This is a genomic window from Fortiea contorta PCC 7126 (genome assembly GCF_000332295.1).
Lineage (GTDB): Bacteria > Cyanobacteriota > Cyanobacteriia > Cyanobacteriales > Nostocaceae > Fortiea > Fortiea contorta.
The window spans coordinates 830170-843769 of sequence record NZ_KB235930.1 but is presented as its reverse complement, the minus strand read 5'-3'; the positions used below and the strand labels follow the sequence as shown (position 1 = coordinate 843769).

Annotated in this window: 12 protein-coding genes, 1 tRNA gene and 1 pseudogene; 4 read left to right on the top strand and 10 right to left on the bottom strand. The window is 41.7% G+C overall.

Annotated features, from left to right (window positions below):
• The first annotated feature begins 69 nt into the window (after nucleotides 1–69).
• Nucleotides 70–1587, top strand: a complete 1518-nt coding sequence (locus tag MIC7126_RS0104000; protein WP_017651831.1) for a protein kinase domain-containing protein — start codon at nucleotides 70–72, stop codon at nucleotides 1585–1587.
• A 16-nt stretch (nucleotides 1588–1603) separates the two neighbouring features.
• Here MIC7126_RS0104000 and MIC7126_RS0103995 read toward each other — a convergent pair.
• The 6 genes and pseudogenes from MIC7126_RS0103995 to MIC7126_RS0103965 form a co-directional block, all read right to left on the bottom strand.
• Nucleotides 1604–1834 (bottom strand): annotated as a pseudogene (locus tag MIC7126_RS0103995) (hypothetical protein); the annotation flags it as partial.
• A gap of 1820 nt (nucleotides 1835–3654) precedes the next feature.
• Nucleotides 3655–4476: an SDR family oxidoreductase gene (locus tag MIC7126_RS0103985; protein WP_017651828.1), complete on the bottom strand. Its 822-nt coding sequence runs from the start codon at nucleotides 4474–4476 to the stop codon at nucleotides 3655–3657.
• A 508-nt stretch (nucleotides 4477–4984) separates the two neighbouring features.
• Nucleotides 4985–5578 (bottom strand): hormogonium polysaccharide biosynthesis acetyltransferase HpsU, encoded by a 594-nt coding sequence (hpsU, locus tag MIC7126_RS0103980; protein ID WP_017651827.1) that lies wholly within the window; start codon nucleotides 5576–5578, stop codon nucleotides 4985–4987.
• A 56-nt stretch (nucleotides 5579–5634) separates the two neighbouring features.
• A complete protein-coding gene (locus MIC7126_RS0103975) occupies nucleotides 5635–6579 on the bottom strand; it encodes a glycosyltransferase family 2 protein (RefSeq protein WP_017651826.1) in 945 nt (314 codons plus the stop codon).
• Between the two features lie 5 nt (nucleotides 6580–6584).
• On the bottom strand, nucleotides 6585–7523 hold the full coding sequence (locus MIC7126_RS0103970; RefSeq protein WP_017651825.1) for a glycosyltransferase family 2 protein: 939 nt from the start codon (nucleotides 7521–7523) through the stop codon (nucleotides 6585–6587).
• 284 nt (nucleotides 7524–7807) lie between these two features.
• Nucleotides 7808–8626: a hypothetical protein gene (locus MIC7126_RS0103965; protein ID WP_017651824.1), complete on the bottom strand. Its 819-nt coding sequence runs from the start codon at nucleotides 8624–8626 to the stop codon at nucleotides 7808–7810.
• Between the two features lie 177 nt (nucleotides 8627–8803).
• Between MIC7126_RS0103965 and cobU the strand changes: the two genes are divergently transcribed.
• Entirely contained in the window at nucleotides 8804–9397 is a 594-nt protein-coding gene (gene cobU / locus MIC7126_RS0103960; protein WP_017651823.1) for a bifunctional adenosylcobinamide kinase/adenosylcobinamide-phosphate guanylyltransferase, read from the top strand.
• A 103-nt stretch (nucleotides 9398–9500) separates the two neighbouring features.
• Nucleotides 9501–9938, top strand: coding sequence for a hypothetical protein (locus MIC7126_RS0103955; RefSeq protein ID WP_017651822.1), 438 nt, complete (start codon nucleotides 9501–9503; stop codon nucleotides 9936–9938).
• Between the two features lie 102 nt (nucleotides 9939–10040).
• On the opposite strand, the gene MIC7126_RS0103950 is transcribed toward MIC7126_RS0103955, so the two are convergent.
• From MIC7126_RS0103950 to MIC7126_RS0103935, 4 genes are all read right to left on the bottom strand, one after another.
• Nucleotides 10041–10112 (bottom strand) — tRNA-Asn (locus MIC7126_RS0103950).
• Nucleotides 10113–10265: 153 nt separating this feature from the next.
• Nucleotides 10266–10820, bottom strand: coding sequence for an NYN domain-containing protein (locus MIC7126_RS0103945; RefSeq protein ID WP_017651821.1), 555 nt, complete (start codon nucleotides 10818–10820; stop codon nucleotides 10266–10268).
• A 230-nt stretch (nucleotides 10821–11050) separates the two neighbouring features.
• Nucleotides 11051–11728 carry an ABC transporter ATP-binding protein gene (locus tag MIC7126_RS0103940; RefSeq protein ID WP_017651820.1) on the bottom strand — a complete coding sequence of 226 codons (678 nt, stop codon included), beginning with the start codon at nucleotides 11726–11728 and terminating at the stop codon, nucleotides 11051–11053.
• A 13-nt stretch (nucleotides 11729–11741) separates the two neighbouring features.
• On the bottom strand, nucleotides 11742–12014 hold the full coding sequence (locus MIC7126_RS0103935; protein ID WP_017651819.1) for a UPF0367 protein family: 273 nt from the start codon (nucleotides 12012–12014) through the stop codon (nucleotides 11742–11744).
• A 333-nt stretch (nucleotides 12015–12347) separates the two neighbouring features.
• Between MIC7126_RS0103935 and psbD the strand changes: the two genes are divergently transcribed.
• Complete coding sequence (gene psbD, locus MIC7126_RS0103930) at nucleotides 12348–13403, top strand: photosystem II D2 protein (photosystem q(a) protein) (protein WP_017651818.1); 1056 nt, start codon at nucleotides 12348–12350, stop codon at nucleotides 13401–13403.
• Nucleotides 13404–13600: the final 197 nt, after the last annotated feature.

Here is a 13600-nt window from a genome sequence, read left to right as displayed (position 1 = left end):
TGAAGTATGAATTATGAAAGGTAAATGCTATAAACTATACAAAAACCTTGTCCTGACTGATGACAACTTATGGAAAATCTGCTAAACAATCGCTATCGAGTGATTCAGACTTTGGGTAGTGGTGGATTTGGGGAAACTTTCCTCGCGGAAGATACCCAAATGCCTTCTAATCGACGCTGTGTAATTAAACAACTTAAACCGATTCAAAACAACCCCCAAATTTACCAACTAGTACAGGAACGGTTTCAGCGAGAAGCAGCCTTGTTAGAAGATTTAGGCGGCGCAACTAACCAAATTCCGTCACTATATGCTTATTTTCAGTCAGAAGGTCAATTTTATGTAGTGCAGGAGTGGATTGAAGGTGAGACGTTAACCGCAAAAGTCCAGCAGCAAGGGTTATTGAGTGAAAGTGCAGTCAGAGAAATCTTAATTAATCTATTACCAGTTCTAGAATATATCCACTCCCAGCGCATAGTTCACCGCGATATCAAGCCTGATAATATTATTTTGCGGCATCGCGATCAAAAACCCGTACTAATTGATTTTGGTGCAGTGCGGGAATCTATGGGAACAGTGATAAATTCCCAAGGTAATCCCACCAGTTCAATTGTCATCGGTACTCCAGGATATATGGCCAGTGAACAAGCTGCAGGCAGACCAGTATATTCTAGTGATTTATATAGTTTAGGTTTAACGGCGATTTATTTGCTAACTGGTAGACAACCGCAACACCTGGATACAGACCCACACACCGCCGAGATTATGTGGCGCCATTATGCGGGCAATGTCAATTGTAACATGGCAGAGGTAATTGATCGGGCGATCGCCTATCATCCGCGCGATCGCTACCCCACAGCTAAAGCCATGCTAGATAGTTTAAAAAACATCACAAATACAATTCCACCCACACAACTAGATTTTACTCAACCGACAGTAGTCTCACCACTACCGACCCCCGCAACTGTTGCTGTTGCTCCCCATGGAAGCAATCAAACTAATTTTAAAAGTAATCCTAAAAATAGTTCTAATAGTATTATTCTCGGCAGTTTGATTGTAGGGGGATTAATCAGTGCATCTGTAATTATCAGCCAAGTCTTATTAAAACCTTTCCCATCTACAGTAGAAATCCCCCCAGTTAAAGAAACTCCTGCTGTTTCGTCCTCTGGAGAAACGCCATCAAATATTACACCTCAAATCAATAAAATACCAGTTAATTCCGCAACTCAAATTCAAAAAACGATTACCCAAGCCGTCGCTACTCCCGAATCTACGCCAGCAGCAAATAATCAATCTCTGTCTACATCTTCTGATTATTCTTGGCTCTCCGCAAGACCAGTCACCGATGCAGATTTGGATGGTAAAGATGGACTGCAATTAGATATTATGCGAAATGCAATTTTTGCTCGTTACGGCCGCAAGTTTGAAACTCCAGGTTTACAAGATTATTTTAATAAACAATCTTGGTATCGGCCTCTATATTCGCCCAAAGAATTTTCCTCAAAATTGCTATCTAAATTAGAACAGCGAAATGTAGATTACATAACTAAATACCAAGATAAATATAATATCAGACACTTTAAAAAATAGGAACTTCTGGGATAATTTATAATACATTGACCCAAAAATCAGCCGTATTAATTTTACCATTGCGATTAAACTGCAACCATAGCTTATATTTTCCCGGTTGAGGAAAACTTGTGGCAAAATCAATTTCACCAGTAGGGCTATTTTTCAAAGCATGAGCATGAATGTAATCAGATTTAGTCAACTTCTGTGAATTCTTGATAATTACTAAATGACCTTTTTCACCAAGATAGGGTTGTAAATCTTTAATGTGCATCACCAGATTTTATTACCGTAGAGCAACCAGCAGCTAACAACAGGTTAGTCGCTACAAAAATTCCAGTTAAACAACGTTTTATCTTGCTATTAACTCCCTAAATAAGTTGATCTTTTAAATGAAAATCTACTATTGATTTCTTCATCTTGACACACAAAAATGAAATAGAGATGAAATCTATACGTTGAAAATCCTTGATAGATTGTTACAAATATTACATGTATCGCCATCTGGGATTTTTTTCAACCAAAAGATTAGTGTTTAAATTATTTTTTTACACACATAACACTGACAAATCCTCAAAAAGGAGGATATTTAGACATTACTTTATGCAAAAATAGAAAAACAAAGTATGAATTTTAACTTTTTTGCAGGTGGAAAGTTTCAACTTTCACTCTGCATCTATCCTCAAAAATTGAAAACATTAGTCGCTATCAGATTAAGGAAAAATTGGACACATCCTATGGGAAGATGGCCTACATTAACGCTAAGTTTAAATTAGTTTTGGTGTGTCGAATAACTGCTTTCTATGGAGGTTTAGCATTTAGCTAAACCTCTTTTGTTATTACCATCTAACTAAAAACCAAGCTTTTCTCTAGTTGAATAGTCAGCACTCATCAATTTTGTATCTCGACAAAGTTTTCAACTGATGCAAGCCATGAAAAACCCATACAGCTACGCTGCTTATCTCAACTATCAGCTTTCATTCTATTTGACCACATACCATAGATAGATGCACTATAGTAATACTAAATCTAAATTATCTAGATATGGTAAACACTTGGTATATCTGTAGGCTTGGCTAACCACCAAGCCTTTTTCATATTTTATTCCTGCCTAAAAAGCCTTACCATAGATTCCCAATATTTATATCATACGATAGATAGGGGAAAGAATTTTTTTCTACCTTTAATATGCGATGTATAAATGCCTGAGAAACATATATACACCCTAGGGTAAAACCTAGGGTTTTATTTTTTAAAAAATATAATATTTGGTCTTTGGTTCAAAAAATTATAAAAATTACTTATTAGCCGTCACATTTGCTCTACTTTAACCAGCAAAAATGTTGATTCATGAAACTTTTGTGAAACAGTTACTTTAATATCAGCTTTAAGGATATTTGTATACACCTAATAGAAAGATGACTAATAAACAGAAAAATTCTAAATTATTTATATATGGTAAACACCTGGTATATCTGGAGGCTTGGTTAAAGTCCAAGCCTTTTATATAAGAATTTGCACATTGTCATAGTGCTAGTTTTCAAACTAGTACGCCACGGCGTAAATAAAGCAACCGTTGCAAATCTATGAAAGGCTGAATATACAAGTTTATTGGTTTGATACTTTATACTTCATACTTCATACTTCAGCCTTTTTGTGCTAGGTAGTCTTTTAATCAAAAAATTTCTAACAATTTCTGGACTATCTGTACACAACCTCTGGGAAGATGATTTGTCATATAAGTGGAGATAAATTAATCTTGTACGTTGTTAAGCACAGCAATGATTGAGGTTTGGTCGTAAACCAAACCTTTTTTTAATGAATACTTGCACGACGAAGGATTTAAGAAAAGAAAAAATACATGACTTGACAGCAGAATTTCCAGTACAGCCAATTATTCAAGTGCAGCGTCTTGGCCTTAATCCGGGTAATTTTCCGCTTCAATTGCATAATTTCCATCAAAGTTATGCACTAATTGCATATGATCGGATTACATACGCCTTCACAAGTGCGATTCTCGTATGTGGGAATAAAGATGAATACCCCTGGCACAAACCAGGGGTTTTTGTTTGGAGTTGAAAATTTCTCTTATTGAGAGGAACCCAGCTCAGAGAACAGACTGTTCCAATCAATCACGGATGGTCTTATACCTTGATTGATAATTTCAAAAATTTGCTCTGCGCTTGCTGGGTGAGAAAGAGACTCTACAGCCGCCGTCGCTACATCAATGCGGCTAGTATCGCCTTGGAGTGTATCCCCTGTTCCCAACACCACACCAAACTTACCCCCAGTTGTAGCTTTGAGTAGAGTATTGAGGTCATATGAAGTGTAAGGGCCGTCAATCAAGCGTCCGGGACGGATAATAGTGTAGGGTAATCCCGAACTGATGATAGCTTGCTCACCTTGTTGTTTAGCATCCAGTACGCCATAAGCATTCAGAACACTCCAAGGAAATTTGTCCTGACGCAGAATTCCGCAAGATGAGATAAAAACAAACCGCTTCAAACTTTGAGGCGCAGCTGCTACCAAGTTGCTGACACCTTGGGCGTCAACTTTGGCGGGACTATTTTTTGCCCTACTATTACTATATTTGGAGTCAGCAAACAACTGTATCCATTCAATCCAGCTAGGTTGTGGGTCAAACTCCCAGCGTTGGGAAGGAAAAGCAGTAGTCCCAGTGCAACAAATTATATACGCCACATTCGCCATCGCGGCTGGAAGCGTATTTGCATTACGGATGTCGCCTACAGCAACTTCCACTTTGTCATTAAACATATTGGTAGCTTTCGCCACATTGCGTGTGAGAATCCGCACCGGAAAGCCTTTTTCTAAAAGCTTTCCTACCACTAGCTGTCCTACTCCACCAGTTGCACCAGCAACTAACACTAAATCCTCAAGTGTAGAAGTCATAACGGCCTCTGATGATCATCTATTGCTAATTTACTCAAAAATGCGATCGCTCACAGCGCGCTACAGATAGACATGACTGATTATTTCACTAGCAACCACTAATCAAAAACCCAGTCATCATGACTGGGCTTTTGCTGAAAGATTTAGGGATATATTCCCCGAAAGGTTTAGATATAAGTGGTTAGCATAGTGTTTGTATCTGAATAAGAACTACCACACTGAGATTACTAGTTCCGGAAAATTAGACAGATATTTCAAACTAGTTATAATCCCTGACGTTTTGGGAGAAATTGCCTAGCGGCTTCATACTGTCAACACGTACTATTGAGGTATGTTTCTCGCTAATGCTGATGAACAATATACTATTGAGTAGCTGGCAAGAGTGGCTGACTGTATTTGGCTATCTAAGTTTCACAGTCATGATCATCTGGTGCGTGTTTGCGGCTCAGAAGAACTAAAAAATAGATAACTACAGATTAGACAACCGTATTTTTCTTCAATCTCCCCCCTACCTCGGATGGTGGGGAAAACAGGGATTTCCTAAACAAACTTGTCCTGATGGCATATCATCAAATACACTACTGCGCGCACCAATCACAGCGTTAGCGCCGATTTGTACCCCAGGCCCAACAAAACAATCTGCTGCTATCCAGACTCCATTACCAATGGTGATGGTTGCGGTTTTTAAACCAAACGCTGGGTCTTTGATATCATGGCTACCAGTACAGAGATAGCTTTTATGGGAAATTACGCAATGTTGTCCGATGTGGATCTCATCTAAACTATATAAAACTACATCATCTCCAATCCAACTGTAATCGCCAATTGTCACCTTCCAGGGATAGGTGAAACGGGCTGTAGGTCTAATGAATACGCCTTTGCCAATATGGGCACCAAATAGCCGCAGCAGGGCGCAGCGGAGATGATTGAAGGGTTGGGGAGTTAAAGGAAAAGCGATCGCCTGTATAAACCACCAAAATAAAATATACCAACTCGCACGCCCGCGTTTAAACCAAGACTGATCATACTTGCGTAAATTCACGAAAGGTTCTGCATCAACTAGCGATCGCTCGGTACTTATTTCTAAATTAGAATTTGTCATTGTGTCAGTTATTTCCCTTAGATACAAAATTCTCTTTTTGAATTTTGTATTTTGAATTAATTTGCTGCTGTCTGTCCCATCTCCTGAGTCAACAACGGCGTCACCGATTTAGAAGTATTGACAGTATTTAGCTGGCCGTTACAGTTACGCAATTCGTACAATTTAGCCCCAATTTGATATTCATATTGACTCAATAGGCGTGCATAAACATATCCGGCTCGCCCATCCAAAAAACCACGCTGAATAATGTAGAACAGCACAAATCTTAAAAATGGTTTAAATGGTAAGCGTACCCAAACTTTTTTCAAAAAACGCTTGCGTTGTACCGCATCACCAAATAAATTTGCACCAATAGTTCCGCTATCATCTAGATTTGTCAGCAGATTAAAATAGACCCGCGCTTCCCAATTAGAATAGCGGTTGTGTCGTTCTAACCAGTGATAAAGGTCGCGGAAGTCTTCATGCAGCATATCATTTTTCAGATAACCGACTTTTCCCTGCAAAATCACATGTTCGTGAACTTCGTTATCACCAGTGTTTGGAATATCTTCGGTGTGGAGATTTTCATATCTGCCATTTTGATGTTTAAACAAACGCAAATTCCAATCAGGATATTTACCACCGTGACGAATCCAAGTTTTTAAGAAAAACACCCGCCGATTCAGATAATAACCGTCATATTCATTATTAGTAATTACTAGAGCAATTTCCTCCCAAAGTTCCGGTGTAATCCGCTCATCACAATCAACAATTAGTACCCATTCATTGCGGAAGGGGAGGTGATCTAAAGACCAGTTTTTCTTTTTTGGCCAACTGCCATTAAAGTGAAATTGCACAACATTCGCGCCGTAGCTTTTAGCAATTTCTCCGCTGTTATCACTACTTTGAGAATCAACAACAAAAACTTCATCTGCTCTTTGAAGACTAGTGAGACAAGCAGGTAAATTAGCTTGTTCATTTTTGGCGGGAATCAGTACAGAAACTGGTATTTTAGTTAGCATATTATTTATAAATGTTTAAGATTTGATATTGATAAAAGTCCTTGAATAGCGGCATTTAAATAACCAATTTGTCCGTAGGCATATACTAAATTATCAAAGCTGGCTGCTGGATCAAGAAAGTATTGTAATGCTTTATATAAACCACGGAAAAATCGTTCGCTACCCCGTTGCAACTGCCCAATTCCAGCTTTACCACTCAGTTGTTCTCGATAACATTCACTAATACCTTGCCACCAACCACGACTGAGAAACCAAGAACGTTGGAGTCGTTCTGGTGATACATTGTGAGCCACTAAAGCATCGGGAAGATAAGCAACTTGCCAACCCCGTTGCAAGGCCAATTCGGTCATTTGTAGTTCTTCATTAGATAAGAGGTTTTTGCCAACTCGTCCTAGATGAAGATCAAAACCGCCAATTTCTTCGAGAAAGGAGCGGCGTAAGGAGTAATTCAAACCTCTTGGAGTTAAGCCTGGTTGATTAATGTAAACTATGCTCTCACCCAAGTCATAGGCGCCTAAATTCCCGGCTAATCCAGCAGACAGCCACCGTGGTTGTTGAATTCCTTCCGGCCATAACAGCGTGACTTTACCGCCAGCGATCGCTAGTTGTGAATTATTTTGGTAGGCTGAATATAAAGTTTGCAACCACCGTTCGCTCGCCACTGCATCATCATCTAAATACGCCAAAATTTCCCCACTAGCTACCTTTGCGCCTGTGTTGCGAGCTACAGATAAACCAATGACAGGTTCAAAGATATATTTTAGGCGGTAATTTGAGGATCTTTGGGCGACAACTTCAACGGTGCGATCGCTAGAACCATTATCCACCACCACAACTTCAAATTCAGCCGCAAAATCCTGTGCCAACAGGCTATCAATCGCCGCACCTAAATAAATATCTCGATTGTGAGTACAGATAATGGCAGAAATTTCAGTGTCTGGCATAGGGTTGGAGTCGATTTGGCAGTTTTTTTAGTTGTCAGTTTTGAGTAGTTTCTTTTCTATTGACAACTAACTAGCAACTGATGACCAAAAGAAAAAGGGAAGCAAGGGTCAAAGGTTTTTAATTCCCGTACACAAAGTTTTTATCTCAACTTTATTTCCGGGGTTTATTCCCTAGCCCCTCTCCTCTTCTTTGACAAGATCCAACAGTCACCGGCTGAGAGCTAATCTATACCAAAAATTCCACACCCACCAACCGCGTTTCTTCGGAATTAATCTTAAAAACTTTAAGCTTGTTGTATGTGACTGTGTAAAATCACTAGCGTTTCGGCTAATTGACTCAGGCGGGTTTCTAGGTATTGCTTACGTCCTAAAAGTTGGCGTAACTTTTGATAGCGAGCGATCGCTAAACTCACCGCTGGTAGCTGATCTGGTGGACATGGACGCGACCAAACTTTACCCGCAGCATCCAAACCACAGAGGCGATAGCCCGTCACAGAAGATTGATATGATACCTTTCCACCAGCTGCACAAATTTCTTCCACATAATCCATCAGCCTTTCCACTTCCCCATGTCGCAGCGTCGCTGTTCCTCCCTGGTCTGTGTCGCGGGGATTTGATTCTAGCCAGCCATTCACAATTGGCCCTTCTAAGTAAATATCTTGAATCTGTTGGAGAATTTTTTGTAGTTCTTTCTGCCAACCGATGACATTTTCCTGAATTTCTTGTAACAAATTTACTGCTAATCCAGGGTTAGCTCCGTGACGATGGTTACTGAAACTAGGAGTTTTGAATTTTGGTAGATTGGGCGCTTTCCCGCCGATATCTTGGACGGTAAAAGTCTTTACAGATTGATGCTGGGAAAATAAATTTTCGTCGTTGAGAAAATCACTGTCATCATCTGTTTTTGTGCCTAATTTTGATTCTTGTATCTTTTGATTCTCTTCGACTTTGGCATCTTCATCGGCGATGGATTCAGTTGCTCCCATGCTGATCCTAAAAGAGAAAGGACGCTTTGTTGAATCAACTGTTTCGGTTGAGTCGGCTGTGTTGCGAGATCCTAAATCGTGTAGAGTAGCCTCAATGCGTTTCAAGCCTGCTTTCATAAAAATATCCTGAAATTTGCTGTCCCCAATTATGTGGAATAATTCCCAGTGGGGTTATTGGGATTTTGAGCCTTTACTAATCTTGGCATCATATTGCTGTTGGTGCTAATTTTATCCCTTAAAAGATTTTTAGGAACCAACAATTTCTTCTGTTCAGTGAAAAACTATGCTTAGGTATTGCCACCCCGATTAATTAAAGATACTCAGGAAAAAGCTTTGAGTAAAGTCATCTTAGTTACAGGGCCAGCTAGATCTGGCAAAAGTGAATGGGCGGAAACTCTAGCCGTACAATCAGGAAAAACAGTTGTCTATGTAGCCACAGCTACCGAAAATCCAGATGATCAAGAATGGCACAAGCGCATTCAAGAACACCAAAAACGTCGTCCGCAAGACTGGCTGACACTTTCTGTACCTGTAGAATTATCTAATACTCTTGCCGATGCCAAGCCGGACACTTGCCTTTTAGTGGATTCTCTGGGAACTTGGGTAGCTAATCTCTTAGAAGAAAATGAAGCCAGTTGGGACGCAATATTTGCACAGTTTTTGGAAACTGTAGAGTTAGTGGCGGCTGATCTGATATTTGTCGCTGAGGAGACTGGTTGGGGCGTAGTACCAGCTTATCCTCTGGGTCGCAAATTCCGCGATCGCTTGGGTTTTGTTGTGCGTCAATTAAGCACAATTTGCGAGGTTGTATATTTAGTTACTGGCGGCTATGTCCTCAACCTCAGTGCTCTTGGCTCACCTCTACCACCAAAAGCAGAAGTGGAATAATACCGAGAAATTACTCATTCCCAATCCCCTATCACCAAGATTCTTAATGCTTTATTTACAATTCAAGCGCCAAAATATCACATCTAAAATCTAAAATTGTGGTATGGCAAATGAACAAGAAGTTAGACGATATCTTGCCTACTGGTTTCAGTTGGGTAAGAAGGTAGTGACGGGTAACGGTGCTGCAACCCTTTTGCCGCAACCAGTATTAAAAGGCGATCGCTATAGCGAAGAATTTGAAGCGTGCTGGGAGCAAATCCTCTGCCAAGCTTCCGGTGACTGCTATTTAGAAGGTACAGACGAAACCGTAGCAGAGTTACTAACGCCTTTGTGGGAAATGGCCTCTTGCGGTCGTTGCGATATGCCCATACCGTTGCGGAGCCTCGGTATGCCCGCTTTATCTTGTCCATGCAATAATTTACCTACCTGGCCCAACAACGAATTACCAGCACCACGCAGTCCAGTCAGCACCCCAGAACAATTAACTGTAATCCGCGATCGCCTTTTGGGCAACACTTCTTCCACCAGCCGTCTCAGCTAATGGAAAACTTTTTCTGAATACTGGCTGTTTTCAGGATACGAACCAAAAAAGTAGGGTTAACGCTTTCACATCGCCCTACTTTCTCTTAGATATTTACTTCAACTCCCCAGGCCGGATTCGAACCAGCGACCAATCGATTAACAGTCGATCGCTCTACCACTGAGCTACTGAGGAACGCTCACAGTTTATTATGATAATGCTAACCGATAGGATTTGGCAAGTACTTTGCAGAATTTTTTTTAGATGCTTAATTCTACGAGTTTGCAGTCCAATATAACCCTGAGGAATAAGCAGAGGGTTTTCCGATTCGTGTCTCAATACTAATGTTTACTTGTTGAACCCCATTCGTAGTTCAGCCAAACGCTGGCGAGCCTTAGCATCGATAGAATTGACTAAAAACCTGCTCTTAGATTGTTTGCGCGATTGATATTTTTGCCGCATCCGACAAACCATAGTTTCCACCTCGCCGCAAAGTTGCTGTGCTGAAAGCCATTCAGCACCGTACCCTTGCACCATCAGCTGCTGTGCTCGATCTGATGTGGCGACAATCACGCGGGCGTGTCGAGATTGTGCTATCTGGTAACGCAAAGAGGCACAAGCTTTTTCAATGTATGTGTCTGCCGTCTGCCCGAAATCAGTATAGTGAACTGATAAAAGCTCTGTAATAATTTCTATATTGCCGCAAGCATTTTGATATTGGGCATCAAAAACTACTTGCGTATCATAGCCGAGAAACGAGCTATAACTAGTCATCGCTTCTACTAACTCTGTGCGTGCCGCTTCTAGCCCAGCAGTGTCACGGGTTTTTTTCAAGCAAGGCCAAGCGCCAATTATATTGTAGCCGTCTACTAACAAAACGGCTTCTGCTGAAGGACGGGACATGGTTTTTAATCACAACTATTGAGGGTTAACAAAACTCGTTCATAACTCTATATAGTAATTGAAGCATCGCGTGTAACATAGTGTTACAGGTGAGAAAATATGCTCTTAGGAAGATAAAAGTTGTCTAAAGGTAGATGCAGCCATTAAAAACGCACCTCAGAGAAAAGGTGCGTTACAGTCTTGTAATTGAATTGTGGATTTCCAGTAAAAGATAGCCGCAAATATGGGTATTAAGAAGCCTCTTGATCTACTTGCATCAACCGCTGCTTGAGCCGCTGGGGTTCACCTCGCTCTACAAGAGAGCCGCTCTCCAAAAGGAAAGCGCCATCACAATAATTCAACTCATCGAGGCGATGCGTCACCCATAAAGCCGTAATTCCCCGACTTTTAACCAAGCGACGAACACCAGCGACTAAATCCAGTTGACTATCTGGATCGAGTAAAGCGGTGGGTTCATCTAATAGTAAAACTTCACAACGACGAGCGATCGCACCGGCTATCGCTACTCGCTGTTTTTGTCCTCCACTCAGTGCATAAATGGGGCGGCGTTGCAAAGTTTGTAAATTTACCGCACCTAACGCCTCCTCTACTCTGGCTCTCACAGCCGCCGCCGGCAGTTTTTCTTCCACCAGCCCAAAAGCCACATCAGCCCCAACTGTTGGCATTACCAGTTGATGATCGGGATTTTGGAAGACAAAGCCGACGGGATGCAAAACTCGAATTTCTCCCGACTGGGGAGCTAATAGCCCCGCCAGCAGCCTGAGCAATGTTGATTTACCACTACCATTTGTACCCAAAAGCATCCAAAATTCACCCTTGGGCACTTCCAGAGAACAAGCTTTAATTGCACTTTCTCCATTCGGCCAACTGAAGTGTAAATCCTTGACTTCGATACCCACTTGTGCCATTGACACACCTTAGTTATTCGGCTGTTAGAGCTGCAAAACCAGGTGGTCTACCGCTGCTGGTGGTAACACCATCTTTCTGAATAATTTGGACTCCAGAAATCTCACTAGCACGAACGGCAATTTTTTTATCGGCTTTGCCCTCGCACTTTAGTTCTACAAGATCAGGATTGCCGGAGCGCATCGCCGCCAAAATTAGCTGATATACAGCCTCAGCATCCTCTGCTGACTTACGTTGTACTGATATCGGAAAGGCAGTGTTTCTCAGGCTTAAATCGATGGTAAACATTTAACATTAATAAATTTAACTGCAGCACCCATTCTAACGTTAGCTGTCAGACACCTGGGGACTGGGGCTACAGATTCAGGCGCAGAAGCTGACCAGCGCCTACCTAATACCCACTACCCAGTGTCTCTGCTCCGTTAAATATACAATTATTAAATTTTATTAAAAAAACTCTAGAAAAATTAGTAATTTACACTTAATATGATTAAAGTCAGTAAAAAATTGTAAACTAGATTGACAACCTAGTTCACTTTCTGTTCGTAGAGAACCAAATTGCGGCGATCTATAATACAAAAGTGAAATTATGTACTTATAAACATTTGGAGATTTCCTCTAATGACCATCGCAATTGGACGTGCGCCCAGTAGAGGGTGGTTTGACGTTCTCGACGACTGGTTAAAGCGCGATCGCTTCGTGTTCGTAGGCTGGTCAGGGATACTGCTATTCCCCTGCGCCTACCTAGCACTAGGCGGTTGGCTAACCGGCACAACCTTCGTCACCTCCTGGTACACCCACGGATTAGCATCATCCTACCTAGAAGGATGTAATTTCATCACCGTAGCCGTATCCACACCAGCAGATAGCCTCGGACACTCACTGTTGCTACTGTGGGGGCCAGAAGCGCAAGGAGACTTGACCCGGTGGTTCCAACTCGGAGGACTATGGGCATTTGTGGCACTACACGGAGCCTTCGCACTGATCGGCTTCATGTTGCGTCAATTTGAAATCGCACGGCTAGTAGGCATCAGACCATACAACGCCCTAGCGTTTTCCGCACCCATCGCCGTATTTGTCAGCGTCTTCTTGTTGTACCCCTTGGGACAATCCTCATGGTTCTTTGCACCAAGCTTCGGTGTTGCTGGTATTTTCCGGTTCATCCTGTTTGTGCAAGGATTCCATAACTTCACCCTCAACCCCTTCCACATGATGGGTGTAGCTGGAGTATTAGGTGGAGCGCTGTTGTGCGCCATTCACGGTGCGACAGTAGAAAACACCTTGTTTGAAGACGGCGAATCATCCAACACCTTCAAAGCCTTTAACCCCACCCAATCAGAAGAAACCTACTCGATGGTGACAGCAAACCGATTCTGGTCACAGATCTTCGGGATTGCTTTCTCCAACAAGCGCTGGTTACACTTCTTCATGTTGTTTGTACCCGTCACCGGCTTGTGGATGGCGGCTGTAGGCATTGTCGGTTTGGCATTGAACCTCCGCGCTTATGACTTCGTTTCCCAGGAATTACGGGCAGCGGAAGACCCAGAGTTTGAAACTTTCTATACCAAAAACATTTTGCTGAATGAGGGTATCCGTGCTTGGATGGCTCCTCAAGATCAGCCCCACGAACAATTTGTATTCCCTGAGGAAGTTCTACCCCGTGGTAACGCTCTATAAAATTATGAGGAACTAAATTAACACTCCTCATTTTCAATTAATCCCTCACCTTTGGTGGGGGTTTTTTATTTTTATCTGAATATTTATAAATTTATGTGCTACACTTGTGTGAGGTGAAAAACCCAGGGCTTAATTGCTCTGCCTTTTTGAAACTAAGTCCGTTTAGGCAACAAGGAGGTGATGCCCATGATAGAAAG

Bases quoted from the DNA above. Each gene is read 5' to 3' on its own strand.
- MIC7126_RS0103975 (WP_017651826.1), bottom strand. From the start codon at position 6,579: ATGCTAACTAAAATACCAGTTTCTGTACTGATTCCCGCCAAAAATGAA.
- MIC7126_RS0104000 (WP_017651831.1), top strand. From the start codon at position 70: ATGGAAAATCTGCTAAACAATCGCTATCGAGTGATTCAGACTTTGGGT.
- hpsU (WP_017651827.1), bottom strand. From the start codon at position 5,578: ATGACAAATTCTAATTTAGAAATAAGTACCGAGCGATCGCTAGTTGAT.
- MIC7126_RS0103935 (WP_017651819.1), bottom strand. From the start codon at position 12,014: ATGTTTACCATCGATTTAAGCCTGAGAAACACTGCCTTTCCGATATCA.
- MIC7126_RS0103940 (WP_017651820.1), bottom strand. From the start codon at position 11,728: ATGGCACAAGTGGGTATCGAAGTCAAGGATTTACACTTCAGTTGGCCG.
- MIC7126_RS0103965 (WP_017651824.1), bottom strand. From the start codon at position 8,626: ATGAAAGCAGGCTTGAAACGCATTGAGGCTACTCTACACGATTTAGGA.
- MIC7126_RS0103970 (WP_017651825.1), bottom strand. From the start codon at position 7,523: ATGCCAGACACTGAAATTTCTGCCATTATCTGTACTCACAATCGAGAT.
- MIC7126_RS0103945 (WP_017651821.1), bottom strand. From the start codon at position 10,820: ATGTCCCGTCCTTCAGCAGAAGCCGTTTTGTTAGTAGACGGCTACAAT.
- MIC7126_RS0103955 (WP_017651822.1), top strand. From the start codon at position 9,501: ATGGCAAATGAACAAGAAGTTAGACGATATCTTGCCTACTGGTTTCAG.
- psbD (WP_017651818.1), top strand. From the start codon at position 12,348: ATGACCATCGCAATTGGACGTGCGCCCAGTAGAGGGTGGTTTGACGTT.
- MIC7126_RS0103985 (WP_017651828.1), bottom strand. From the start codon at position 4,476: ATGACTTCTACACTTGAGGATTTAGTGTTAGTTGCTGGTGCAACTGGT.